This is a genomic window from Streptomyces sp. NPDC107546, assembly GCF_055639175.1.
Genome location: NZ_JBVKBA010000034.1, coordinates 35262 through 61102, shown reverse-complemented (window position 1 = coordinate 61102; position 25841 = coordinate 35262). Strand labels below are relative to the sequence as shown.

General features: G+C 71.8%; 20 protein-coding genes. 10 read left to right on the top strand and 10 right to left on the bottom strand.

The window, feature by feature from the left end; translation table 11 throughout:
- Positions 1-25: 25 nt before the first annotated feature.
- The 3 genes from ACZ7L1_RS32815 to ACZ7L1_RS32805 form a co-directional block, all read right to left on the bottom strand.
- Complete coding sequence (locus ACZ7L1_RS32815; RefSeq protein WP_471442406.1) at positions 26-196, bottom strand: Trm112 family protein; 171 nt, start codon at positions 194-196, stop codon at positions 26-28.
- Positions 197-325: 129 nt separating this feature from the next.
- Complete coding sequence (locus ACZ7L1_RS32810; protein ID WP_471442404.1) at positions 326-1690, bottom strand: phosphomannomutase/phosphoglucomutase; 1365 nt, start codon at positions 1688-1690, stop codon at positions 326-328.
- Positions 1691-1905: 215 nt separating this feature from the next.
- Complete coding sequence (locus ACZ7L1_RS32805; RefSeq protein WP_471442402.1) at positions 1906-2283, bottom strand: DUF3499 domain-containing protein; 378 nt, start codon at positions 2281-2283, stop codon at positions 1906-1908.
- 386 nt (positions 2284-2669) lie between these two features.
- Between ACZ7L1_RS32805 and ACZ7L1_RS32800 the strand changes: the two genes are divergently transcribed.
- Positions 2670-3119 carry a metallopeptidase family protein gene (locus ACZ7L1_RS32800; RefSeq protein WP_471442430.1) on the top strand — a complete coding sequence of 150 codons (450 nt, stop codon included), beginning with the start codon at positions 2670-2672 and terminating at the stop codon, positions 3117-3119.
- 61 nt (positions 3120-3180) lie between these two features.
- On the opposite strand, the gene ACZ7L1_RS32795 is transcribed toward ACZ7L1_RS32800, so the two are convergent.
- The 3 genes from ACZ7L1_RS32795 to ACZ7L1_RS32785 form a co-directional block, all read right to left on the bottom strand.
- Positions 3181-4698: a DUF5719 family protein gene (locus ACZ7L1_RS32795; RefSeq protein WP_471442400.1), complete on the bottom strand. Its 1518-nt coding sequence runs from the start codon at positions 4696-4698 to the stop codon at positions 3181-3183.
- A complete protein-coding gene (locus tag ACZ7L1_RS32790) occupies positions 4695-8306 on the bottom strand; it encodes a glycosyltransferase family 2 protein (RefSeq protein WP_471442398.1) in 3612 nt (1203 codons plus the stop codon). The genes ACZ7L1_RS32795 and ACZ7L1_RS32790 overlap by 4 nt, the downstream gene beginning before the upstream one ends.
- Positions 8307-8576: 270 nt before the next feature.
- The gene (locus tag ACZ7L1_RS32785) at positions 8577-8840 is read right to left on the bottom strand and encodes a WhiB family transcriptional regulator (protein ID WP_003975777.1); all 264 of its coding nucleotides are present in this window, start codon (positions 8838-8840) and stop codon (positions 8577-8579) included.
- 700 nt (positions 8841-9540) lie between these two features.
- Between ACZ7L1_RS32785 and ACZ7L1_RS32780 the strand changes: the two genes are divergently transcribed.
- The 4 genes from ACZ7L1_RS32780 (at position 9541) to ACZ7L1_RS32765 (ending at position 13614) form a co-directional block, all read left to right on the top strand.
- Positions 9541-10047 (top strand): cysteine dioxygenase, encoded by a 507-nt coding sequence (locus ACZ7L1_RS32780; RefSeq protein ID WP_471442396.1) that lies wholly within the window; start codon positions 9541-9543, stop codon positions 10045-10047.
- Positions 10048-10181: 134 nt separating this feature from the next.
- Positions 10182-11165, top strand: a complete 984-nt coding sequence (gene cofD, locus ACZ7L1_RS32775) for a 2-phospho-L-lactate transferase (RefSeq protein WP_471442394.1) — start codon at positions 10182-10184, stop codon at positions 11163-11165.
- 14 nt (positions 11166-11179) lie between these two features.
- Positions 11180-12511: a coenzyme F420-0:L-glutamate ligase gene (locus tag ACZ7L1_RS32770; protein WP_471442428.1), complete on the top strand. Its 1332-nt coding sequence runs from the start codon at positions 11180-11182 to the stop codon at positions 12509-12511.
- A gap of 101 nt (positions 12512-12612) precedes the next feature.
- A complete protein-coding gene (locus ACZ7L1_RS32765) occupies positions 12613-13614 on the top strand; it encodes a DNA-3-methyladenine glycosylase family protein (protein WP_471442392.1) in 1002 nt (333 codons plus the stop codon).
- 52 nt (positions 13615-13666) lie between these two features.
- Here the strand turns inward: ACZ7L1_RS32765 and manB are convergent, their stop codons facing one another.
- Both manB and ACZ7L1_RS32755 read right to left on the bottom strand, forming a co-directional pair.
- Positions 13667-14752 (bottom strand): mannose-1-phosphate guanylyltransferase, encoded by a 1086-nt coding sequence (gene manB / locus ACZ7L1_RS32760; protein ID WP_471442390.1) that lies wholly within the window; start codon positions 14750-14752, stop codon positions 13667-13669.
- Between the two features lie 150 nt (positions 14753-14902).
- Positions 14903-16486 carry an N-acetylmuramoyl-L-alanine amidase gene (locus ACZ7L1_RS32755; RefSeq protein ID WP_471442388.1) on the bottom strand — a complete coding sequence of 528 codons (1584 nt, stop codon included), beginning with the start codon at positions 16484-16486 and terminating at the stop codon, positions 14903-14905.
- A 137-nt stretch (positions 16487-16623) separates the two neighbouring features.
- Here ACZ7L1_RS32755 and ACZ7L1_RS32750 point away from each other — a divergent pair, with 137 nt between their 5' ends.
- The 4 genes from ACZ7L1_RS32750 to ACZ7L1_RS32735 all read left to right on the top strand — a co-directional run bounded on the left by ACZ7L1_RS32750 (position 16624) and on the right by ACZ7L1_RS32735 (position 22456).
- The gene (locus tag ACZ7L1_RS32750; protein WP_471442386.1) at positions 16624-17382 is read left to right on the top strand and encodes a TIGR03089 family protein; all 759 of its coding nucleotides are present in this window, start codon (positions 16624-16626) and stop codon (positions 17380-17382) included.
- Between the two features lie 214 nt (positions 17383-17596).
- Complete coding sequence (locus ACZ7L1_RS32745) at positions 17597-18742, top strand: LCP family protein (protein ID WP_471442384.1); 1146 nt, start codon at positions 17597-17599, stop codon at positions 18740-18742.
- Between the two features lie 240 nt (positions 18743-18982).
- On the top strand, positions 18983-20713 hold the full coding sequence (locus ACZ7L1_RS32740) for an LCP family protein (protein ID WP_471442382.1): 1731 nt from the start codon (positions 18983-18985) through the stop codon (positions 20711-20713).
- 138 nt (positions 20714-20851) lie between these two features.
- On the top strand, positions 20852-22456 hold the full coding sequence (locus tag ACZ7L1_RS32735) for an LCP family protein (RefSeq protein WP_471442427.1): 1605 nt from the start codon (positions 20852-20854) through the stop codon (positions 22454-22456).
- A gap of 103 nt (positions 22457-22559) precedes the next feature.
- On the opposite strand, the gene ACZ7L1_RS32730 is transcribed toward ACZ7L1_RS32735, so the two are convergent.
- Positions 22560-23588, bottom strand: coding sequence for a glycosyltransferase family 2 protein (locus ACZ7L1_RS32730; RefSeq protein WP_471442380.1), 1029 nt, complete (start codon positions 23586-23588; stop codon positions 22560-22562).
- A 125-nt stretch (positions 23589-23713) separates the two neighbouring features.
- On the opposite strand from ACZ7L1_RS32730, the gene ACZ7L1_RS32725 reads away from it, so the two are divergent.
- Entirely contained in the window at positions 23714-25228 is a 1515-nt protein-coding gene (locus tag ACZ7L1_RS32725) for an LCP family protein (protein ID WP_471442425.1), read from the top strand.
- Positions 25229-25262: 34 nt separating this feature from the next.
- Here the strand turns inward: ACZ7L1_RS32725 and ACZ7L1_RS32720 are convergent, their stop codons facing one another.
- Positions 25263-25835: an acyl-CoA thioesterase gene (locus ACZ7L1_RS32720; RefSeq protein ID WP_471442378.1), complete on the bottom strand. Its 573-nt coding sequence runs from the start codon at positions 25833-25835 to the stop codon at positions 25263-25265.
- Positions 25836-25841: the final 6 nt, after the last annotated feature.

The window sequence follows — 25841 nt, the reverse complement described above, 5'->3', positions numbered from 1 at the left end:
GCGGCAGCCTCCGATCGCCGGTGCGTCAGGCGGGGCGGCGGGCTTCGTCGACGAGCAGGACCGGGATGCCGTCCCGGACGGGGTAGGCGAGGCCGCAGTCCTGGCCGGTGCAGACCAGCTCGTTGTCCTCCTCCTTGAGTGGTGCGTGGCACGCCGGGCAGGCGAGGATCTCGAGGAGGCCGGCTTCGAGCGGCATGACGGGTCCCTTCGGGCTGGTGCGCTTGGCCTGGTCAGACTACCGCTGCGGGCGGCGGCGTGCGGGGGGTTGGGCGGGGCGGGCGCTGTCGTGCGCCCCGCCCCGCCCGGCGCGGCGTGTGGTGGAGCGTCAGGCCCGGATGATCTCCAGCGCCTCGTCCCGGATCTTCGCCATGGTCACCTCGTCCCTCGCCTCGGCGTTCAGGCGCAGGAGCGGTTCGGTGTTGGAGGGTCGGACGTTGAACCACCAGTCGGCGGAGGAGACGGTCAGGCCGTCCAGCTCGTCCAGTTCGACGCCCTCGCGGCCCTCGTAGGCGGCCCTGATGGCGGCGAGGCGGCCCTTCTGGTCGTCGACCGTGGAGTTGATCTCGCCGGAGCCCACATAGCGGTCGTACTCGGCCACGAGCTCGGAGAGCGGGCCCTCCTGGCCGCCGAGGGCCGCGAGGACGTGGAGCGCGGCCAGCATGCCCGTGTCGGCGTTCCAGAAGTCCTTGAAGTAGTAGTGCGCGGAGTGCTCGCCGCCGAAGATCGCGCCGGTGCGGGCCATCTCGGCCTTGATGAAGGAGTGGCCCACGCGGGTGCGGGCCGGCGTGCCGCCGTGCTCCCGGACGACCTCGGGCACCGACCAGGACGTGATCAGGTTGTGGATGATCGTGCCCTTGCCGCCGTGCTTGGCCAGTTCCCGGGCGGCGACCAGCGCGGTGATCGCGGACGGGGTGACCGGGTCGCCGTGCTCGTCGACGACGAAGCAGCGGTCCGCGTCGCCGTCGAAGGCGATGCCGATGTCGGCGCCCTCTTCGCGCACCCGCTCCTGCAGGTCGACGATGTTCTTCGGGTCGAGCGGGTTGGCCTCGTGGTTGGGGAAGGTGCCGTCCAGCTCGAAGTACATCGGGACCAGGTCGACGGGCAGTCCGGCGAGGACGGTCGGCACGGTGTGGCCGCCCATGCCGTTGCCGGCGTCGACGACGACCTTCAGCCGGCGGATGGAGGTCAGGTCGGCGAGCGAGCGCAGGTACGCCGCGTAGTCGTCCAGCGTGTCGCGCTGGGTGATCGTGCCCGGCGTCTCCACGGGCTGCGGCGCTTCCCCGTCCAGCCACTCCTCGACCAGGGCGCGGATCTCCGCGAGGCCCGTGTCCTGGCCCACGGGTGCGGCGCCCGCGCGGCACATCTTGATGCCGTTGTACTTCGCCGGGTTGTGCGAGGCGGTGAACATGGCGCCCGGCAGGTTCAGCGCGCCCGACGCGTAGTACAGCTGGTCCGTCGAGCACAGGCCGATCTCCGTGACGTCGGCACCGCGTCCGGCGGCTCCGCGCGCGAAGGCGTCCGCCAGGCCCGGGGACGAGGGCCGCATGTCGTGGCCGATCACGATCGCGTCCGCACCGGTCACCTGGGCGAAAGCCGCGCCGAACAGCTCGGCCAGCGTCTCGTCCCACTGGTCCGGGACCACCCCGCGTACGTCGTACGCCTTCACGATCTGCGACAGATCAGCAGCCACGGCCAACCCTCCTGAGTTCTCAACGGTGCCCCCAAATTACCTGCTGGGGCCGGTGCCCAGCCGGGGGCCCTGGAATCCGACGAACAGTTCGGACGGAGTTCATACCGGATATCACCGGCACATGGGTCCGCAGGACCGCACCTGACGGGGGCAGCGTGTGCGATCGGAAGGTGGAAGGGAACACGAGAGGGGGAGTGACAAGGAGGCGTGGACGCTCAGTTGTCGGGGGAGCGCAGGACCCGCAGATGGCCGCGGCGTGCGACCTCCATCGGGTCGGCCGTACGGGCGCTGCCGCCGCCCGCCTCGGCCGCGCGCTGGTGCGGGCGGGCCGCCTCGCGGACCGCGTTGGCCAGCGCTTCCAGGTCGTCGCCGCTCGGGCGGGCGGGGGCCGAGCCGTCCAGCAGCCGGACGACCTCCCAGCCGCGCGGGGCGGTGAGACGCTCGGAGTGCTCGGCGCACAGGTCGTAGCAGTGGGGTTCGGCGTAGGTGGCGAGCGGGCCGAGGACAGCGGTCGAGTCGGCGTAGACGTACGTCAGCGTCGCGACGGCGGGTCGGCCGCAAGCGGTGCGCGAACAGCGACGTACAGGGCTCACGACGTTGGACGGTACCGCACTCTTGAGCGGGCCGCGACGACTCTCCCCCAGGTCACTCCACCGTGTCGTGCTGTGAAACACCCCACACCCCCATTCGGGGCCGCCTGGCTGACCTGCGTGGACAGCCCATGACGGGATACCGGGCGGCTCTGAAACCGGTCACCACTTGGTACAAACCTCGTCAAAGTTCATGAGCTCGACGGTCTCGGAGGGTACGGAATCGAGCCCAAGCTTGGCTGGAATGGTCATCCGGTGACATGCCGTGTGGCCTCCGCTCGCCCGGCCCGACCGCCCGGGGCGAGCGGACGGAGGGGCGCGGAGGAAGCGGCGTGGGTTCGCGTGGGGCCGGGCGTGGCGCCCCGGCGGGGACTACGCTTCTTTCAGTGATGGACACCCCCGTACCGCCCCGCGCCGCCGCACCCGGGCCCCGCCGCCGTGACCGCCACGGGCGAGGCATGCGCGGCCCCGTCGCGCCGCCCCAGGTGCCGCTCTCCGCGAGCCGTGCCGAGGTGTTCGCGGATCTGGTGCAGGACTCCGTGGAACGCCTGGAGCGGCGCTGGCCGCAGCTCGCCGACATCGACTTCCTGGTTCTGGAGGTGCCGCGCGTGGACGGCCCCGGCGCGGGCTGGAGCGACGAGGCCGTACCTCTGGGAGGCACCCTCCCGGCCCATGACGGCCGCCGTGCGCGCGTCGTGGTCTACCGACGCCCGGTCGAGATCCGCACCAAGGGCCGCGAAGAGCGTGCCGCCCTGGTCCACGAGGTGGTCGTGGAGCAGGTGGCGGAGCTGCTGGGCCTGACACCGGAGACGGTGGATCCGCGCTATGGCGAGGACTGAGCCCCGCACGCACACGGCTCCTTCCGCACGCTGACGGATCCTTCCCTCACTTCTCCTTCCGTCACTTCTTCAGCAGCACCGACAGGTCCTGTCGCGCCTCCGGCACGGCCACCGTGCCCCGGTCGTCGGGCAGGGTCTGCACGGTGAACGCCGACAGGCCCTCGATGGTCGTCTGGAGGGTGCGGGACGCGTAGACGGGGCCGCCGGAGAGCGTCTCCACGGTGAGCGCGTAGGTGCCCTTCAGGCCGCTCGGCACGGGCGCGTCCACGTCCTGCGTCGTGCCGCCCTTGATCGTGTACTGCTTCGTCACGGCCGTGCCGCCCTCGCTGCCCGCGGACGCGGTGACCTTGACGGTGGCCGCAGCGCCCGGTGCGGCCAGCGCGAGCGTGGTGCCCTTGGCCCTGTTGTCGGCGACCGACGCGCGCGTGCCGACCGGCGCGGTGGCCGGGATGAACGCCGACTCCTGCCCGCCGCCCTTGCCCCGCACCACGCGCAGCGCGGCGACCACCGGGACCGGGGTGCCGGTGGGCGTCAGCACCAGGGAGCCGGCCTCGCCCCGCGTGATGTCGCCGAGGTCCACTGCGGTGGTCATGCCGGCCTTCACGTGCATCGTCTCGTTCCCGGCCGGGGTGATCTCCCCGGAGGGCGAGGCGAGGCGCACCTTGAGGTCGGCGTCGGAGTCACCGGGCGTGAAGGCGACCAGGCGCACGTCGGTGGCGTCCTTGGGGATGCCGGGCAGCACCAGGGAGGCCGCCGGGTCCGTGGAGGCGGGCAGCCAGTCGCCGCCCAGCTTGTCGTCCAGGGCCTGCACGGCGGCGCCGACCCGGCCGCTGCGGACGCTGACGTGGACCGTGAGGTCGCTCTCCTTCGCCTCGGTGAGCGTGGAGAGCAGGACCGGCTCGCTGGAGTGCGGCTGGACGGTGATGCCCTCGCCGACCGCCGACTTCAGTTTGCCGTCCTTGCCGTACAGCTCGATGTCGACGACCGCGGCGGAGTCGTCGGGGTTGGTCAGGTGCACGTAGTCGGTGCGCGAGGCGGCGGTGCTGGCACCCGGGAACCAGAACTGGGTGTCGGGAGCGGTGCAGTTGACGCCGAGCAGGCCGCGCCCGGAGCCGGCGGCGACCGCGGTGGTCTCCTGGACCGTCCAGCCGGGCGCGAACCTGCCCGTGGCGGTGCCGATCAGCGCGGGCGTGTCGGCGCCCGAGCCGTCCCCGGTGGCCGGGGTGCCGGGCTGCTTGGGGGTCGGTGTCGGCGCGTCGGACTGCTTCTTGCCCTTGCCCGCCTTGCCGCTCTTGCCGTTGCCCGTGCTGTCCGCCGACTGCTCGGCGGCCGCGGCCAGTTGGGCCTTGCCACTGCCGCCGGCGCCCTGCGCGACCGGCGCGAAGGACGTGTACGAGGTGTCGGCGATGTCCGAGTTGCTCGGCTGGGGGCACAGCAGCCGGGTCTGCTCGACCGGCAGCCGCGCGGCCGACTTCGGGGTGTCGTTGCCGGAGGCGGCCGGCGCGCCGAGTGCCGCGAATCCGGTGACGGCGGCGAGTGCGGTCGCGCCGACGATCAGGGACAGGGTCGTGCGGTTCACTGCTGGCTCCCGTCGGGGCGCTCACTGTCGGTGCCGTGCGCCGGGTCGTACGGCGCGGCGTAGCCCTGGGTGTACGTCGGGTCGTACGGCGCCGTGTTGCCGTACGCGTACGGGTCGTACTGGGCGCCCTGATGTGGGTCGGCCTGGTACGGCTGTTGCTCGTAGGCGCCCGGCGCGTACTGCTGGGGGACGCCCTGGTAGTGCTCGCCGCCGTAGGAGCCGTACCCGGTGTCCGCGTAGCCCGCAGTGTCCCACTCCCCGTACGCCGACTGGTGCGGGTCGGCGGCGGGGGGCTCCTGCGGAGGGGCGGGCGGGGCGCCGGCGTCCTGGGCGGGTTCTTCCGCCTCGGCCTGCGCCCGCAGCCGGCGGGCGCGGCGGCCCTCGCCGGTGGTGTCCTGCGCGGGCGCCACCCGCTCCTCGGGGAGGTCGTCGTCGACGTCACGGCGGCGCCCGGGCAGGGCGAGCACCACCAGGACGACGGCGAGCGCGCCCTGCGCCCACAGCCAGGCGGCGTGGCCGAACGGAGTGTCATAGGTGACGTCCAACGTGCCGCCGGAGGCGGGCAGTCGGAAGCCCTGGGCCCAGCCGTCCATGGTGGTGGGGGTGAGCGGCTTGCCGTCCAGGGTGGCGGTCCAGTCGGGGTCGGCGGTGTCGGCGATCCGCAGGATGCGGCCCTCGCCGCCCGAGGGGATCGTGGTGTGGATCTCCACGGGTCCGGCCGCGACGGGCTGCGGCGCGCCCGTGCCGCCGACGATCGCGGCGCGGGAGACCTCATGGTCGACGCGCCACAGGGCGCTGCCGTCCTGCTGGCTGAGCCGGGTCAGGCCGGGCGTGGCGTCCAGCACGCGGCTGATGTCGCGGGGCGCGCCCTTGCGGACCAGGACGTAGCGCACGGCGAAGCCGCCCAGTTCGTCGGCCTGGTCGGCGCCGGAACCCGCGACGAGGTTGGCGACGGTCTTGTCCAGCTGCCTGTTCTCGCCGTCCTCGGCGGCGAGTTCACCGTCGCCGAGGCGGGCGCCGGAGCCGCGCACCAGGGTGTAGCCCACGCGCGCGGTGGACTCGCCGTCGAGGACCAGAGTGCGGGCCTGGTCACTGGTGCCGCTCTCCTCGGCGACGAACGCGGGCACCTGCACGGGGTCGCGCCGCTCCAGCGGCCCGTCCGCGCCGCGGATCATCCAGCCGGCTGCGATGAGCAGGGGACCGGCCGCGGACGCGAACGCGATGAGCGCGGCGACCGGCTGGCGCCAGCCGAAGCTCTGCTCGGCCACGCGTGCGCGTGCGCCGTCCGCACCGACCGCCGCCGCGGCCAGCAGCGCGAGGCCGTAGACGAGGGTCGCGGGTCCGGCCCAGGCGGAGCGGTTGGACAGGACCGCGAAGACGAGCGCCACCAGGGCGGCCGCCCACGCCGTCCAGACGGCGGCCTGGCGCTCGCCGCGCATCAGGGCGGCCAGCGCGGCGAGGACGACGCCGATGAGCATCAGCCCGCTGACCGTGCCCGGTCCGCCCGGGCTGGCGCCGAGCAGGTCGGAGGCGGAGGCCGCACTCGCGCCGTACGCCAGACCGGCCTCCTTGAAGAAGCCGAACGGCAGCAGCGACAGCGACCAGGGAGCGAGCAGCAGCAGCGGGGTGCCGACCTGGGCGAGGAAGCGCAGACCGTGGGCGACGATGTCGTTGCGGCGCACGACGAGCAGCGCGAGGCCCAGGACCAGGGCGATCGGCCACACGATCGGCGTGAACGCGGTGGTGATCGTCAGCAGGAGGGCGTAGGCCCAGGTGGCGCGCCAGCTGCCACGCGCGCCGGAGGTGTGGGCGAGGCCACTGGCCGCGATGCCCGCGCGCCCGATGAGCGGCAGCAGGACCGCGAGGACCGCGGTGCCGATGCGGCCGCCGGCGAGGGCGCCGGTGGCGGCGGGCAGGAAGGCGTAGGCGACGGACGCCCACGCGCGCAGCAGCCGCGACTCGACGAGGGGACGCGAGGCGAAGTACGCGGTGAACCCGGCGAGCGGCACCGAGCAGACGAGCAGCACCGTGACCGCGAGACCGGTGGAGCCGAACAACATCGAGGCGAGCAGGGCGACGAGTGCCAGATAGGGCGGCGCGGAGTGCGTGCCGCCGGCGCCCACCGGATGCCAGGCGTCGAGATAGCGCGACCACAGCTCGGAGGAGTCGGCGGGCGCGGGCAGCAGCGCGCCGCCCGCGAGCGCGCCACCGCCGAGCAGCGCGCGGCAGGCGACGAGCGAGAAGAGCAGGAGGACGCCGAAGAGCACCGGTCCGGGCTTGCGGGCGATGCGCTTGAGCCGTGCGAACTGTTCGACCTGCAGGAAGTCGGCGTCGTCACCTCCGGGTCCGGACTCCAGGCCGCCGCCGTGCCGGCCGGCCGAGGACACCTCGGGGTCGGAGCGGCCCACCAGGTTGCTCGCCACCTGTTCGACGGTGGCCCGGACGGTCGCTCCGGGCGGCGGGAACAGCGCGCGCAGCTCGCCCTTGTCGACCTGCGGGCGGCCGCGCCCGCGGCGTCCGGCGATGATCCGCTCGGGCCGCAGCAACGTCCCCAGCAGGCCGCGGATCTCGTCGACGGCCTGCCCGGGCACCTTGCCGACGAGGTACGCCACCGTGCGCAGCAGGGTGCCGAGCACCAGACGGATCAGGACCCAGGGCAGCTGTGCGGAACGGGCGTTGACGAGGAGGGTGTAGACGGCGCCCGCCTTGTCGACCTTGTGCGGGGAGGCCGCGGTGCGGCCCACGCAGTCGACGGTTCGGCGTTCGCGGGAGGCCGCCTCGGCGTGGCGAACGACCGCGTCGGGGGCGACGAGGACGCGGTGGCCGGCGGCCTGGGCGCGCCAGCACAGGTCGACGTCGTCACGCATCAGCGGCAGGTTCCGGTCGAATCCGCCGAGCTGCTCGAAGACATCCCACCGGATCAGCATGCCGGCGGTGGACACGGACAGCACCGGGCGGACGTGGTCGTGCTGGCCCTGGTCCTGCTCACGGCGGTCCAGGCCGGTCCAGCGACGGCCGGAGTTGGCGATGGTGACGCCGACCTCGAGCAGCTGCCGGCGGTCGTACCAGCCGCGGAGCTTGGGGCCGACGACGGCGACCTCGCGTCCCAGCTCGGCCTCGTGCTCCACGACGCGCAACAGCTCGGCCAGTGCGCCCGGTTCGGGGGCGCAGTCGTCGTGCAGGAGCCACAGCCACTGCACCGGCTCGCCGTACGGCAGCTCGGGCATGTCGTAGGCCTCGTCCCGCCAGGTGCGGGTCACGGGGTCCCAGCCGCTCGGGCGCTTGAGGTAGGGCAGGTCGTCCGGGGTCGGTACGGGCGCGGAGCGGCTCACCTCCTCGACGGCCTGGCCGAAACCGGTGCGCCGGGCCAGGTGCAGGACGCGGTCGGGGCCGAGGGCGTCGGTGAGCAGCTGGGCGGAGTCGTCCGCGCTGCCGGTGTCGGCCGCCACGGCGTTCTGCACGGGGCGCTCCTGGCCGAGCAGCCCGGCGAGCGCGTCGGGCAGCCAGCGGGCGCCGTCGTGGGCGACGAGCACCGCGGTGACCACGTGACGTGGGAACTCTGGTGGAGACGGGTCGTGTTGGACCGCCGTATGGCTGTGCACGGACATCGAGGTACGGGCCCCGGTTCGTTGGACTGCGTGGACGCCTGTGCCCCGAGGGGGCCGCGGGACGTCTCGGACGGAGGCCCACACTAACGGCTGGACAAGATCACGGCCCGTCGCCTGGGGACAACCCACCTGCGACGGGCCATTCGTTACGAAAGGATGTGCGGCTTTTCACCGCTCGCCGGCCGGACCGGCCGCCACGCCCGCATGCGACTGCTCCACGACGTCCTGAACGACTCTTTTGGGACGGTGTCGACGGTGACCGCAGTGACGTCAGACGGCGGCCTTCTTCAGACGGCGACGCTCACGCTCGGACAGGCCGCCCCAGATGCCGAACCGCTCGTCGTTGGCGAGCGCGTACTCGAGGCACTCGGAGCGGACCTCACAGGCGAGGCAGACCTTCTTGGCCTCGCGGGTGGAGCCGCCCTTCTCGGGAAAGAAGGACTCGGGGTCGGTCTGGGCGCACAGCGCGCGCTCCTGCCAGCCGAGTTCCTCGTCCGCGTCGTCGACCAGCAGTTGCTGCACCAGCTCGGTCATGTGCGCCCCTCGTCTGTCTTTCGCGTCCCCGTGATGTAGCCGTTACCGAATCCGGCTGAACGACACGAGTGAAATTACAAGTGTGCCGATCCGGGCCAGTCAAGCCGAGATCTGCTATTGAGCCCCTTATTCACTCTGCGGAACCAAGGCTATGCGGAAAGTGTTCAAATCGGCATAAACCCTGACAGCCTGTGAGGGTCCAGGTGGCCCTGCGACCCCTCACCGAGAAGGACGCCCAGCAGTTCGATCTCGTTCCGACACGCACGCCGAAGCGAACCGGATCACATTCGGATCACGAGATCGCAACGACGCCCACGCGCCCGGCGGTGCGCCATGTGTCCCCCCGACTGCACTGAACAAACCTTTCCTCTGCACGATGAACCGGATGAGGTGAAACAGCTCCCACATGGCGGACGTCAAGTTGACAGGGAAAGGTGTGAACCGATGTCCTAGTGGGCATGTTCGCGAACTCGGCACTCACCCAGACCCGCACCGCCGGGTCACACGGTGCTGCCCGCGCTCGCTGTAGCTGTTGCTGTTCCGGCTGTTGAGCCTTCCCCCGCGCTCCGGCCGCTCCCGGGTCCACACGGCCCGGCTGTAGTTCCCTCCGCCCGCACCAGGGCTCGCGCCGTGCCCGTGACCCGGGCGGGGCACGCGACACCCCACCCCTGCACTCTCCCGCCGAGGAACCACCGCACCCATGAACAGCGACAGCGACCTGCAGATCGCCGGCGACATCCTGGAAGTACCGCACCTGCTCCAGCCGCCGCGCGAGCACCCGGTCACCGTGGCCGAGTTCGCCGGGCTCGCCCGCTCCATCGCCGCCGACCGCTCCCGGTGGGAGCACCTGGTCCGGTACGACGCGACCTCGCGCTGGTACCACCGGCTGCAGACCGGGCCCGGCTACGAGGTGTGGCTGCTGTCCTGGGTGCCCGGGCAGGGCAGCGGGCTGCACGACCACGGGCGCTCGTCGGGCGTACTGACCGTCCTGCACGGCGCACTCACGGAGCGCACGGAGCGTGGCAAGCGCGCACTGCGCACGGGGGCGCAGCGCGTGTTCGCACCCGGCTACGTACACGAAGTGGTGAACGACGCGCTGGAACCGGCGGTCAGCCTGCACGTCTACTTCCCCGGGCTGACGGAGATGCCGATGCACACCAGGGCGTGCGCGGCGGAGCGCGGCACGGTGGACACGGTCACGGCCTGAGAGCCCCGGACGGAAGAGGGGTCCCGGACGGAGGGGGAGCCCGGCGGCGGGTCGGGACCCGCCCGGTGCCGGGCTGCGTCGCGGGTGTCACCGCCGGGTCACGCGTTGTCGTAGGCGCCTGCAAGACTGCATCCATGCGCATTGTGGTTCTGGCAGGCGGCATCGGCGGTGCCCGGTTTCTGCGGGGTCTGAAGCGGGCCGTGCCCGACGCGGAGATCACCGTCATCGGCAACACCGGCGACGACATCCACCTCTTCGGGCTGAAGGTCTGCCCGGACCTCGACACGGTGATGTACACGCTCGGCGGCGGCATCAACGAGGAACAGGGCTGGGGCCGGGCCGACGAGACCTTCCACCTCAAGGAGGAGCTCGCGGCGTACGGCGTCGGGCCGGAGTGGTTCGGGCTCGGCGACCGCGACTTCGCCACGCACATCGTGCGGACCCAGATGCTGGGCGCGGGCTACCCGCTGAGTGCGGTGACGGAGGCGCTGTGCGACCGCTGGAAGCCGGGGGTCCGGCTCATCCCCATGTCGGACGACCGCGTCGAGACCCATGTCGCCGTCACGCTGCCCGACAGCGGCTCGGCCGCGGGCTCGGGCGAGCGCAAGGCGATCCACTTCCAGGAGTACTGGGTGCGGCTGCGCGCCTCCGTCCCGGCCGAGGCGGTCGTGCCGGTCGGCGCGGAGCAGGCGAAGCCCGCGCCGGGTGTCCTGGAGGCGATCGCAGAGGCGGACGTGATCCTCTTCCCGCCGTCCAACCCCGTCGTCTCCATCGGCACGATCCTCGCGGTCCCCGGCATCCGGGAGGCCATCGCGGACGCCGGGGTCCCGGTGGTGGGCCTGTCCCCCATCATCGGTGACGCTCCCGTGCGCGGGATGGCCGACAAGGTGCTCGCGGCGGTCGGCGTGGAGTCCACGGCCGCGGCGGTGGCCGAGCACTACGGCTCGGGGCTGCTGGACGGCTGGCTCGTCGACACGGTGGACGCGGCCGCCGCGGAGCGCGTGGAGGCCGCCGGCATCCGCTGCCGCGCGGTACCGCTGATGATGACGGACCTGGAGGCGACGGCGCGGATGGCCCAGGAGGCGCTCGCGTTGGCGGAGGAGGTGCGGGGGGCTTGAGCGGCGGGCTTTCCTTGGATGCCGGGTCCGGCGGCGGCGCACCCGTCGCGGCACCCGCCTACCGGGTCTGGGCGCTCGCGGGGCTGCCTGAGATCCGTGAGGGCGACGACCTCGCCAAGGTGATCGCCACGGCCGAGCCGCGGCTCGTCGACGGCGACGTCCTGCTGGTCACCTCCAAGATCGTCTCGAAGGCGGAGGGACGGGTCGTCCGGGCGGACGACCGGGAGTCCGCCATCGACGCCGAGACCGTGCGGGTCGTGGCCCGGCGCGGTCCGCTCAGGATCGTGGAGAACCGGCAGGGTCTGGTGATGGCCGCCGCCGGTGTCGACGCCTCCAACACCCCTGCGGGCACCGTGCTGTTGCTGCCCGAGGACCCCGACGCGTCCGCGCGCGCCATCCGCGAGGGGCTGCGGGACACGCTCGGCGTCGAGGTCGGCGTGATCGTCACGGACACCTTCGGGCGGCCCTGGCGCACCGGGCTCACCGACGTCGCCATCGGGGCGGCGGGCGTGCGGGTCCTCGACGACCTGCGCGGCGGCACGGACGCGCACGGCAACCCGCTGAGCGCGACCGTCGTCGCCACCGCCGACGAGCTGGCGGCCGCGGGTGATCTGGTCAAGGGCAAGGCCGCCGGGCTGCCCGTCGCGGTGCTCCGCGGGCTGCCGCACGTGGTGACCGGCGACCACGGCGACGGCGCGCGGGCCATGGTGCGCGGCGCGCGCGACGACATGTTCCGGCTGGGCACGTCCGAGGCGGTACGGGAGGCGGTGACCCAACGGCGTACGGTGCGCGCGTTCACGGACGAGCCCGTCGACCCCGGTGCCGTACGCCGTGCGGTGGCCGCCGCCGTGACGGCTCCTGCGCCGCATCACACCACGCCGTGGCGGTTCCTGCTGCTGGAGTCCGAGGAGTCACGGACGCGGCTGCTCGACGCGATGCGGGACGCGTGGATCGCGGACCTGCGCCGGGACGGGAAGACCGAGGAGTCCATCGCCAAACGCGTCCGGCGCGGGGACGTGCTGCGCAACGCCCCGTATCTCGTCGTGCCGTGCATGGTCATGGACGGCTCCCACACCTACGGCGACGCGCGGCGGGACGCGGCCGAGCGGGAGATGTTCGTGGTCGCGACGGGCGCGGGGGTGCAGAATCTCCTGGTCGCGCTCGCCGGGGAGCGGCTGGGGTCGGCGTGGGTGTCCTCGACGATGTTCTGCCGGGACGTCGTCCGCGAGGTGCTGGAACTGCCGGCGAACTGGGAGCCGATGGGCGCCGTGGCGGTGGGGCATCCGGCTGAGGAACCGAAGCCGCGGCCGGAGCGGGATGCGGGGGCGTTCATCGAGGTGCGGTGAGCCGGCGGCTCGACCGCAACGCGCCCGGAGCCGGGCGCGCGCCCCCTACCCTCGTAGGACGACACCCAGAGCACCACCACCTATCCACCAGGACCTCATCCGTGGCCGGACGATTCGCACCCCGCCCCACCCCCACGACCGCGCGCGGTGGGCATGTCGTCGTGCCCGCGGGCATTCCGCGGCCCGCCACGGCACCCGGACGGCGGCGGACCTGGACCCCGCCCGGCCCACTGGACCTGGGCCTGGTGCTCGGGCCGCTGCGGCGCGGCCCCGCCGATCCCAGCTTCCGGGCGACGCCCGACGGCTCGGTGTGGCGGGCCAGCCGTACGCCGCTCGGCCCGGGCACGCTGCGGGTCGCGCTCCGGTGCGGGGTCGCCGAGGCGGAGGCCTGGGGACCCGGGGCGGAGTGGCTGCTGGAGCAACTGCCGGAATTGCTCGGCGCGTTGGACGATCCCGACGCCTTCGAGCCACGGCACCGACTGGTCGCGCAGACACGGCACCGCCGGCCGGGACTTCGGCTCACCCGGACCGGACTGGTACTGGAGTCACTGATTCCGTCGATCCTGGAGCAGAAGGTCACGACGGACGAGGCCTACCGGGCGTGGCGGCTGCTCGTACGGAAGTTCGGGGAACCGGCGCCGGGGCCCGCGCCGGGGCGGATGCACGTGATGCCGGCACCGCGGACGTGGGCGCTCATTCCGTCGTGGGAGTGGCACCGGGCCGGAGTGGACAACAAGCGGGCGTCGACGATCCTGCGGGCGGTAAGGGTCGCCGCCCGACTGGAGCAGGCGGTGGGGATGGAGCCGGCCGAGGCGCAGGCGCGGCTCGAGGTGGTCCCCGGGATCGGGCCGTGGACCTCGGCGGAGACCGTGCAGCGCAGTCACGGGGCGGCGGACTCGGTGACCGTCGGGGACCTGCATCTGCCCGGGATCGTCGGATACGCGCTGGCCGGGGACCGGGACGCGGACGACTCCGTGATGCTGTCGCTGCTTCAGCCGTACGCGGGCCAGCGGCACCGGGCGGCACGGCTGATCCTGCTGAGCGGGTGTGCGCCGCCACGGCGCGCCCCGCGGATGCGGCGGGGCGACATCGGGCGGTTGTAGCGCGACGCCGGGTGCCCACGGGACACAGGGCACCCGGCGTCGTCGAGAGGTGCTACTGCTGGTCCGAGGAGAAGCGCACCGCGCCCGCCGGGATCCGCGCGTCGCACCAGACCCGCACTCCTTCTCGGAGTTCGTTGTCCGCGCCGACCACCGCGCCGTCACCGATGACCGCGCCCGTGACGATCGAGCGCTCGCCGATGCGGGAGCGGGCGCCGATCAGGGAGTCCGTGATGACGGCCCCGGGCTCCACGACGGCGCCGGAGAGCACCGTGCTGCCGGAGATCCGGGCGCCCTCTCCGACGAACGCGCCCTCGCCCACCACCGTGCCGCCCGTCAGCTTTGCGTCCGACGCGACCGAGGCCGTCGGCAGGATCAGACGGTCGCCGCAGCGGCCGGGCACCGCCGGGGACGGCGCCCGCCCGAGGACCAGGTCCGCCGAGCCGCGCACGAAGGCCGCCGGCGTGCCCAGGTCCAGCCAGTACGTGGAGTCGACCATGCCCTGCAGATGGGCTCCCGCCGCCAGCAGGTCCGGGAACGTCTCGCGTTCCACCGACACCGGGCGGCCCACGGGAATCGTGTCGATCACCGAGCGGCGGAAGACGTAGGCGCCGGCGTTGATCTGGTCGGTCACGATCTCCTCGGGGGTCTGCGGCTTCTCCAGGAACGCCGTCACCCGACCCGTCTCGTCCGTGGGGACCAGGCCGTACGCCCTCGGGTCCGTCACCTTCGTCAGGTGCAGCGACACGTCCGCGCCCGTCGACTGGTGGGTGTGGACCAGGGCGCGGATGTCGAGGCCCGTGAGAATGTCCCCGTTGAAGATCAGTACCGGGTCTTCGGGACCGGACTGGAGGCGGCTCGCCACGTTGCGGATGGCGCCACCCGTGCCGAGGGGCTCCTCCTCCGTGACGTACTCGAGGCGGAGGCCGAGGGACGAGCCGTCACCGAAGTACGGCTCGAAGACCTCTGCCAGATAGGAGGTGGCGAGCACGATGTGCTCCACGCCCGCCGCCTTCGCCCGCGCCAGTTGGTGTGTGAGGAACGGGACCCCGGCCGCCGGAACCATCGGTTTGGGGGTGTGCACCGTGAGCGGGCGAAGCCGGGTGCCTCTACCGCCGACCAGGAGGATCGCTTCTGTCACCTGTCGTCTCTGCTTCCTGCCGGGACCGGCCAAACTGTGAATCGGCGGACCAGTGTATGCAGACCGTGTTGCGGGGACCGCAAGGGGCGTTATGAGGACCGTGAGAGAGGCCCCTCTCAGGCACCTTCGTCATGCGGCGGACCTTTGCCCTCAGCGGCCCTGCAGGCGGGCCGCGGTGGAGCGGATCGTGGAGAGTTTGCCGTAGAGCTGCTCTCCGGGACAGTCCGTGGGGTACCCGTCGCGATGGCCGGAGAGCACGTTCAGTCGTGCCTTCTCACCCTTTGGGTACAGATTGCCACCCCCGGACACCAGGTAGGTCGTGCCGCGCGGATCCATGCCGTACAGACCGAGTTTCCACGCGGTCAGCGCACCCACGCCGTCCAGCGTCTGGGCCGACGGTTTGCTGTTGCCGGAGTAGGTGCCGATGACGGCGATGCCCGTGCTGTCGCTGTTGAACCCGAGGGTGTGGGCGCCCAGCACGGGCTTGTCGATGCCTCCGGCACGGCCCTCGTAGATGGTTCCGCACTTGTCGACGAGGAAGTTGTAGCCGATGTCCCGCCAGCCGTTACTCACCACGTGGTAGCGGTAGATACCGCGGATGACGGAAGGTGCCTGCGCGCAGGTGTAGTTGTTGCCCGACGCCGTGTGGTGCACGAACGCCACCTTCACGCTGTCCGTGTAGACGAAGCCCGCCTCGCGCAGGGTTTCGTCGGCACCCCAGCCGCTGCGGGTGACGATTTTCGGGCGCGGGGCGGTGTGGGTCCCCGAGTGCTCCGGGAGCTGCTGGGGGACTGCTTCCGGCTCCTTGCCCGAAGTTTCCTTTGCTGAGCCGGCGGTGTCCGCAGGGCTCGCGGGCTCTTTTGCCGGGTTTGCGGTCCCCTGGGCCGGATTCGCGGTTCCTTCTGTCGGGTTCGGGGTCTCCTTCGCGGGGCTCGCCGTCCCCTGCGCAGGGGCGACGGTCTGCTCCGCCGTGCCCGACGGTTCCTTCACCGTCCCCTGCGGTCGCTGCGTTCCCTTCGCCCCCTGCGACTCCTGCACCTCGTACGAGGGTGACGGGGCCGCGCCGTCATTCAGGAACGCGCGATCGGCGTCCCGGCCGAACGCGTTGGAACCCGCACCGGTCGCGGTCTCGGGTGCGCCCCCCTCGGACGGCTCCGGCGCGGCCGCGTGCGCGGTGGGACCGGGGGCGCCCGCCTTCGAGTCCACGCCGGGGTCGACCAGTTCGACACGGAGTCCGTTGGGGAGCACGGGTGATCGCGTCGTTCCGGTGTCGTCCCCCTCGGCGCTCACCCGTACCGCCACTCCGTCCGAGTCACCGACCCACAGCGGCGCGGTCGCCCCGCGTGCCCTGCTGGTCCGGCCCTCCTCGGTGCCGGGGTCGGGGCCGTGGCCCTGGTGGTGCGTCTCGAGTTCCTGCCACTCGGACCACTGGTGCGTCCCGCTCGCGCGGGTACGGACCTCGACGTGGCCGTGGAGTTCGGTGCCCGGGTCGTCCCAGACGACGCCGACGAGTGAGAAGGACCGCACCGTCTGCGGGTTCAGGCCCGCTTCGACCACCGCCCCGGCGGCGCGGGTGAAGGGCACGAGGGGGAGGGACTGCGTACTGCCGGGGACGGCCGCCGAAGCCGACGGAGCCCGCAGACCTGTTCCGGCCACCGCGGCTGGGATCGCGAGCGGAAGGGTCAGTACCGCCGCACAGGTGACGCCGATCAAGGAAGCAAGATATCCACGCATGCACACGATCTTGAACATAGTCAGACATATATGTCCATTTGGAAACTGACGACCCGTCGGCCGCACTCGGCCGAACCGGTGGCGCCCGACACCCCGCCGCCGACGCGCGCACGTCCGCCCCCGCGTACTCTTGCGCCGTGACCGCCACCGATCGCACACCCTCCGACCTGCTGCGATCCGCGCTCGTCGCGGACCCCGCGCGCCCCCTGGTGACCTTCTACGACGACGCCACGGGCGAACGCGTCGAACTCTCCGTCGCCACCTTCGCCAATTGGGTGGCCAAGACCGCCAACCTCCTTCAGGGTGACCTCTCCGCCGAGCCCGGCGACCGGGTCGCGCTGCTGCTGCCCCCGCACTGGCAGACGGCGGTGTGGCTGCTCGCCTGCTCGTCCGTGGGCGTCCTCGCGGACGTCGACGGCGATCCGGCCGCCGCCGACCTCGTGGTCAGCGGTCCCGACACGCTGGACGCGGCGCGTGTCTGTTCCGGGGAGCGCGTGGCCCTCGCCCTGCGCCCCCTCGGCGGCCGCTTCCCGCAGACCCCGGACGGCTTCGTCGACTACGCCGTCGAAGTGCCGAGCCAGGGCGACCGCTTCCAGCCGTACGCCCCCGTCGACCCGGACGAGCCGGCGCTGATCGTCGCCGGGGCCGAGTACACGGCGGCGGAGGTCGTGGAACGGGCCCGCGCGGACGCGCTCCCCCTCGGGCTCACGGGGCCCGGAGCGCGGTTGCTGTCGGGGTTGCCGTATGACACGTGGGCTGGGCTGAGCGCCGGGTTGTACGCGCCCTTGGCCGCGGGGGGCTCGGTCGTGTTGTGCCGGCACCTCGAGCGGTTGGGAGAGGAAGGGCTGGCCAAGCGGATCGAGAGCGAAAAGGTGACCGCGACGGCTGTCAGCTGATCAGCGCCGTGCGGCTCCCGCCCGGGTGTCCGACCGCGCGTCCCCCGCGGCTGATCACGCCACGCCGTGGAGCCGCACGATGTCACAGCCCCGCGCCCCTATAGAGGCGCGGTCGGCGTCCATCCGGACCAGTACCGGACGCCCCGCAACCGGCCCCGGGCCATCGTCGTAACAGCAGCTCCCGCTCATACGACGCAAGGCGGTGGACCCGGCAGTGAGAGCACGTCATCGGCGGTGGCGCTGGGCGCGATGGTGTGCGGTCGGACTGGCCGCACTCCTGCTGGGCGCCGCCGGGGCCGGCTGGGTCGCGTACGAGAAGCTGGACTCGAACATCACCGCGGACGAGGCCGCCGCCGACGAGCTCACGCGGTACGAGAAGGAGCGGCCCACTTCGCTCGTGCACGGCGCGCGGAACATCCTGCTCATCGGGTCCGACTCGCGTGCGGGCGCCGGCAACGGCCGGTACGGGCGGGATTCCGGGACGGAGCGGTCCGACACCACGATCCTGCTGCACCTCGCGGCCGACCGGCGCAGTGCCACCGCCGTCTCCCTGCCCCGTGACCTCATGGTGAACGTGCCGAGCTGCGGCCGGAGGGACGGCAGCCGCAGCGAGGCGCAGTTCACCATGTTCAACCACGCCTTCGCGACCGGGGGTTCGGCCTGCACGATCCGTACCGTCGAGAAGCTGACGAACATCCGCGTCGACCACCACATGGTCGTCGACTTCAACGGCTTCAAGAAGATGATCGACGCGCTCGGCGGCGTCCAGGTGTGCCTGCGGCATCCGATCGACGACACGGCCGCCAGGCTCAGACTGCCCGCGGGCAAGGTGAATCTCGACGGCGAGCAGGCGCTCGGCTATGTAAGGGCCCGCAAGAGCCTCGGCGACGGCAGCGACACCGAGCGGATGGAGCGCCAGCAGCGCTTCCTCGGCGCGCTGGTGACCAAGGTGCGCAGCAACGACGTCCTGCTCAACCCGGTGAGGTTGTATCCCGTGCTGGACGCGGCCACCTCGGCCCTCACCACGGACCCCGGCCTGGCGAGTCTGCGCGGACTCTATGCACTCGTGCGCGGGCTCGGGAACCTCTCCGCGGAACATGTGCGGTTCCTGACGGCCCCGCGCACCCCGTACCCGGGCGACATCAATCGTGACCAACTCGTGCAGCCCGCGGCGGACAGGCTCTTCCGGCGCCTGCGCGCGGATCAGCCGGTCGAGGTCACCAAGGAAGTTCCGGGTAATTCAGCCGCAAAAACGAGCAATACGTCGCCCGGTTCCGGACCCGGTTCGCGGGAGAAGACGTCATCCGGGCCCACGCCCACTTTCACCGGCAACACGGCCGCCCAGGACGCCTGCGGGTAAAGCGCACCCCATGGCGGGGAACGCATGAGCTAAGAAGTGTCTGAGAAATAGGATGGATTGCCCGGTTGTAGGGAAGTGGAATTTGTCACCGCCGTCGCTCGACGCCGAACTGGGCGGATAGTGTGAGCGATCCGGTGCCACGCCCCGAGGTCCGTCCTGGGCAACACGCACTGGCTGAAGAGACCCGAGCGCCTCGAGGGGGAAGGCGCCGCGTGGCCCCGACGGAGGATTCGGACAACCGTGGACGCGCAAGGCCGTGGGCGGGCGGACAACATCGACCCCGCAGACCAGTGGGTGCTCAACCCGGACACCGGCGAATACGAACTGCGACTGGCCGCTCCCGGAGCGCAGTCGTCCGTGCCGCGACCGCGCAGGGGGACACCCGTCGGCAGCGCGCAGGGGGGCACCCGCACAGCACCCGGCCGGGGGGAACCGGCCCCGGACGTCCTGCCCGGTCAGCGCCGCCGCCGTGGGGCGCCCTCGGAGCCGCCGGGGCGCCGCCGGGGCCGTACCAAGCCCAAGAAGGGCAAAGCGAAGAAGATACTGTTGTGGACCGGCGGCAGCATGGCGTTCGTGCTCGTCGCGGTCACGGCGGCCGGTTACTTCTACCTGCAGCACCTCGAGGGCAACGTCTCGACGACGGACGTGGGTGACGCCGCGAAGAACGGCTTCAGCAAGGACGAGGCGTTCAACATCCTGATCATCGGCACCGACAAGCGCACCGGCAAGGGCAACGAGGGCTACGGCGACACCGGCAGCGTCGGCCACGCCGACACCAACATCCTGGTGCACGTCTCCAAGGACCGGACGAACGCGACCGCGCTGAGCATCCCGCGCGACCTGATCGTCGATGTGCCGGACTGCCCGACCAAACAGCCCGACGGCACCACCAAGGTGATCCCCGGTACGCGGGACGTCCGCTTCAACACGAGCCTCGGGCAGGACGGCCGCGACCCGGGCTGCACCATGCGCACGGTCAAGGAAGTCACCGGCATAGAACCCGACCACTTCATGATGCTGGACTTCAACGCGGTGAAGACGCTGACGACGGCGGTGGGCGGCGTCGATGTGTGTCTCAAGCACGCGGTCAACGACCCGAAGTCGCACCTCAAACTGCCCGCCGGTCCGTCCAAGATCGAGGGCGAGCAGGCCCTCGCGTTCGTGCGCACGCGGCACGCCTGGGGCAATGCGGGCGACCTGGACCGGATCAAGGTGCAGCAGCAGTTCATGGCGTCGCTGATGCGCAAGATGGCCTCGAGTGACACGCTGACCAATCCCTCGAAGCTGCTCGACCTCGCCGAGGCCGCCACCAAGGCGCTGACCGTGGACACCGGCCTGCACAAGGTGAGCACGCTCAAGGACGTCGCCCTGGAGCTGAAGAAGGTGCCGACGAAGAACATCAGCTTCCTGACCGTGCCGGTGCGTGACAATCCGGCGGACGGCCCGGTGCACAAGACGGTCATCGTCGACCCGGACACGGCTCCCGAGGTCTTCGCCGCGATCAAGAACGACGTGTCCTTCACCGCGGTGAAGAGCAAGGAGAAGGCGGCGAAGACCGCCGCGAACGACCCCCTCAAGGGCTCCCGCTCCGCCGCCTCCGCCATCCGCGTCGACATCTACAACGGCGGCGCCCCCGCCGGCAGCGCACAGGCGACTCTGAGCTGGCTGCAGAACAACGAGGGCGTGACCAAGTCCAGCCAGCTCGGCAACGCGGGCAGGACGCTCAGCAAGACGACGCTCGAGTACTCTCCCGACCAGGCCGATCAGGCGCGGAAGCTGGCGGACATCATGGGGTTGCCCGCTTCGGCGCTGAAGCCGGGCAAGAGCGAGAAGAACGACCAGGGGCTGCCCGCGATCGTGCTGACCCTCGGACAGGACTTCCAGGGCCCGGGCACGCCGCTCACCGCTCCGACCAAGGCGCCGGACGTCCCCAACAAGTCCACGGCGGACAAGGTTCAGTGCGCCAGTTGAGCGCACCGCGCCACCTTATGGGCCTGTCGTGCGTCTAACAGGACGCCTGGCAGGCCCGTCAGGTGCCGCAAGGGTGGGGAGGATGGGTAGTTGACGCAGTACGGTCTGCGCGGGGAAGCATCTGCGGTCGAAGAGGCCATGTCCCTCTCACCTCAGGGAGGGCACACGCCGGACGGCCACGGCTCGAGCGGGGGGCGAGGGCCCGGCGACGGCGGACGCGGCGGCGGCAACAGACGCCGCAGAAGGCGCGCGCTGCGGTGGTCGGCGACGGTTCTGTCGGTCGTGATACTCGGCACGGCCGGCGCCGGATACCTCTACTACCAGCACCTGAACGGCAACATCCGCAAGGGCGAGCGCAGCAGTGGCGACTCCAAGGCACAGAAGACCCAGCCCAACGCGGCCGGCCAGACGCCGGTGAACATCCTGCTGATCGGTTCCGACAGCCGTAACTCCGACGCGAACGTGGCGCTGGGCGGCAGCAGGGACAACCGTGGCAACCCGCCGCTGGCCGACGTCGAGATGCTCATCCACCTGTCCGCCGACCGCAAGAGCGCCGCCGTGGTGAGCATCCCTCGCGACACCCGGGTCGAGATCCCCAAGTGCAAGGATCCGGCGACCGGCCACGAGTACCCGCCGACCGACGCCATCATCAACGAGTCGCTGGCCCGCGGCGGCCCCGGCTGCACGCTGGCCACCTGGCAGAACCTGACCAAGGTCTACATCGACCACTGGATGATGATCGACTTCGCGGGCGTGGTGAAGATGGCGGACGCCATCGGCGGCGTCGACGTGTGCGTGAACCAGAACGTCTGGGACCGCCCACTGCCCAAGGCACCCGGTGGTTCCGGCCTGAAGATGACGGCCGGCACGCGCAACGTCAAGGGCGTACAGGCCCTGCAGTGGCTGCGCACCCGCCACGCCTGGGGCAGTGACCTGCTGCGGGCCAGGGCTCAGCACATGTACCTGAACTCGATGATCCGCACGCTGAAGAGCCAGAACGTCTTCACCGACACCGGTCGGCTGATGAACCTGGCCGAGGCTGCCACGAAGTCCCTGCAGGTCTCCGAGGAGATCGGCTCGGTCAGGAAGCTCTACGACCTGGCGATGCAGCTCAAGACGGTCCCGACGAACCGCATCACCATGACCACGATGCCCAACGTCGCCGACCCGCAGAACGACGACCACGTGGTCCCCGACGGTGCCAACGCGGACAAGATCTGGGAGATGATCCGCGACGACGTGCCGTTCGACGACAAGGGCACGACGCCGGCGCCGAAGAAGACGACGAGCACGAGCCAGGCGGTCAAGGCTCCCTCCGCCACGGTCGCGGCCGACCGGTTGGGCGTGGTGGTACAGAACGCCACCAGGACGTCCACGCAGGGCCCGGTGCCCCGCCGGGCACGCGACATCAGCCAGGTGCTCGTGAGGAAGGGCTTCGCCAGGGCGGTGCCCGACACGACCGCGGCGCTGTCCGAGGACCAGACGGTCGTGCGCTACCCGAGCGCGGACCTGGAGGGTGACGCCCGGAGCGTCGCCACGGCACTGGGCATTCCCATGAGCGCCGTGAAGAAGTCGACCGACGTGTCGGGCGTCACGGTCATCGTGGGCTCCGACTGGCGTACCGGCACGAGCTACCCGAAGCAATCCACACCGAAGCCCGGGGACCTCCCCAGCAACTCCGACGCCATCAACGGCTCGGACACCGGCCAGTGCATGGACGTGTACGCCCCCTACCGGTGGTGAACCTCCGGAGCCGGTCCAAGGGGCCGGCTCCGGTGACGAGTCGAGGCACGCCGGGTTTCCGGGGCTGGTGTGTGTCCGCCGGCGGCTGCGGCAATCAGAGCGGTCAGGCCTGGCTGACCACTGCCGGCCGCCGGGAGGCGATGACCTTCCTCGCCAGGGACCTGGGGCTCGTCAGGAAGCCCCAGCCCCACGACATGTGCATCGCGGCGAGGGCGACGGGGATCTGCAGACGGGCCTTCAGCGGCAGACCCCTGCCCGCCGGGATCGAGCCCAGCACGATCGCCGCGAGATAGCCGCCGGGGACCACGAAGCCCCACGGGGTGATCGCGGCGCCCACCACGATGCCCGCAGCGATCGCGCACACGGCGGTCGGCGGGGCGAGGTAGCGCAGATTGATGGAGCCCTCGTGGTAGCGGGCGACGACATGGCGCCAGCGGCCGTAGTCCTTGTACTGCTTGGCGAGCGCCCGCACCGACGGCCTGGGCCGGTACGACACCTTCAACTCCGGTGAGAACCAGATCAGACCGCCCGCCTCGCGGATGCGGAAGTTCAGCTCCCAGTCCTGGGCCCTGATGAACTCCTCGTTGTAGCCGCCCTGCTGCTCGAGGGCCTCCCGGCGGAAGACGCCGAGGTAGACCGTCTCCGCGGGGCCGGCCTCGCCGCCGGTGTGGAAGGCGGCGTTCCCGACCCCGATCTTCGAGGTCATGGCGGCGGCGACCGCGTGCTCCCAGTCGTTCTCGCCCTCGGCGTGCATGATGCCGCCGACGTTCTGCGCGCCGGTCTCCTCCAGGAGGCGTACGGCGGTCGCGATGTAGTTCGGCGAGAGCATGCCGTGGCCGTCGACGCGGACCACGATCGGGTGCCGGGATGCCTTGATCGCTGCGTTGAGCGCGGCGGGCGTGCGGCCGGTCGGGTTCGGGACCGTGTGCACGCGGGGGTCCTCCCGGACCAGCTCGGCCGCGATCTCGTCCGTGCGGTCCGTGGACGGGCCGAGCGCGATCACGACTTCCGTCTCGCCGCCGTACTCCTGCGCGAGGATCGCTCGGACGGCTCCCCGCAGATGCCGCTCCTCGTTGAGCACGGGCATGATCACGGACACGGCAGGCAGCTGCACGTCGGGCTTGGCGTTCATAGAAGCCTCACGTTACCGCGAACGGGCGACACCGTTGCGCGCCGCCCGGGCGCCGTCGAGGGCCGAAGATCACGGGGGCCTACGGTGCTCGCGGACCCATGCCCAGCCCCGCGGAGGTCTCCCCCGTGCCCACGCCCACCCGCTCGCCCGCGCGCCGCGAGCCGGACCGCCGCTCCCCCGCCAGGCGGCCGCCCGTCCGGCCGCGGAAGCGCGGCTGGCCCGTGCGGATGACCACGACGCTGTCGGTGGTGGTCCTGATCGCGGCCGGCATCGGGCACGCGGTGATCACCAGCCTCGACGGCGGGATCTCCCGCATCGACCCGTTCAGGGACATGAAGAACCGTCCCGCGGCCGGGAACGGCATGAACGTCCTGCTGGTCGGCACAGACGGGCGCGACAGGATCACGGAGAGGGAGCGGCGGGCGTTCCACCTGGGCGGCGAGCCCTGCCACTGCACCGACACGATCATGATCGTGCACATCTCGGCGGACCGGCAGCGGGCGACCGTGGTCAGCCTGCCCCGCGACTCCTACGCGGAGGTGCCGGAGCACACCGACGAGGCGACAGGGCAGCAGCGCGTCCCACATCCGCTCCGGCTGAACGCGGCGTACGCGGAGGGCGGGCCGAACCTGACCGTGCGGACGGTCGAGGACATGACCCATCTGAAGATCGACCACTACCTGGAGGTCGACTTCATCAGCTTCATGAAGACGGTAGACGTCCTGGGCGGGGTACGGGTGTGCACCACGCAGCCGCTGAAGGACGCCTACACCGGGCTCGATCTGGCCGCGGGCACGCATGTGCTGAGCGGCGGGCAGGCGTTGCAGTACGTCCGGTCCCGGCATGTGGACGGGGCGTCCGACCTGGGACGGATGCAGCGGCAGCAGAGGTTCCTGGCGGCGCTGATCGACCGGGCGATGTCGTCGGGTGTGCTGCTGAACCCGGTGAAGCTCCGGGAGGTGGCGCAGGCGGCGCTCGGGTCGGTGCGGGCGGATCAGGGGTTCGGGCCGGACGAACTGCTGGACCTGGGGCGGGCGATGCGGAACTTCTCGCCGCGGTCGTCGGAGTTCACGACCGTACCGATCGGGCGGATGGAGTACGAGGTCAAGGGGCTGGGGTCGACGGTGAAGTGGGACGACGCGAAGGCGAAGGCGTTGTTCGACTCCCTGCGGGAGGACCGGCCGCTCGCTCCTCGCGAGTCGCGGCCGAAGGGTCAGGCGAAACCGGAGGCTCCTGCCCGGGGACCCGCGGCTGCGGAGGTGGAGGTGCCTCCGCAGCAGATCCGGGTGCAGGTGGAGAACGGCACGCTGACGGAGGGGCTCGGCAGGCGGGCGGACGACGGGCTCGCGGCCGCCGGGTTCCGCACGACGCGGCAGCCGGTGAACGCGGCGGAGCGCGGCGTGCGGCGCACGGTCGTGATGTACGACCCGCGCTGGGACCGCTCGGCGAAGGTCCTGGAGGCGGCGTTGCCGGGGAGCGAGCTGCGGGCGGTGCCGGGGCAGGGGGAGGCGCTGCGGGTGATCGTGGGGGCGGACTTCAAGGAGGTGCGGCCGGTGAGGGTGCGGACGCCGGAACCGAAGGCTTCGCCGACGCCGCAGCAGGCGGTGGTGACCGGGGATCAGGTGGTGTGCCCGGCGTAGAGGGCGCCGGGCGCGGAAACACAACTACCGTGCGTCAGTCCTCGAAACCCTCCGCCGCCCTCTTCTCCCGTAGCTCCTTGATCGCTCGGCGGCGGGCCAGGCGGTGGGTGCGGCGGATCTGGGCTTCCTGGTAGCGGCGCCTGTCCCGGTCCGTCTCCGGGATCACCGGCGGGACCGGACGGGGCTTGCCGTCCGCGTCGACCGCGGCGAAGACCAGGTAGGCGGAGCCGACCTGGGTGGGCGGGGTGGACTCGTTCCAGCGTTCGGCCAGGACCCGTACGCCGACCTCCATCGACGTCCGGCCCGTCCAGTTGACCTGCGCCTTCACATGGACCAGGTCGCCGACCCGGACGGGCTCCAGGAACACCATCTCGTCCATCGACGCCGTCACCGCGGGTCCGCCGCTGTGCCGGCCGGCCACCGCGCCCGCCGCGTCGTCGACGAGTTTCATGATCACGCCGCCGTGCACCGTGCCCAGCAGGTTGGTGTCGTTGTGCGTCATGATGTGGCTGAGCGTGGTCCGGGACGCGAAGGTGGGCTTCCCGGGAAGTGCAGCCTCTGTTTCGCCCAGAATTTCTGATTCCGGGGCGGGGGCCTGGTCTGTCATGGCCTC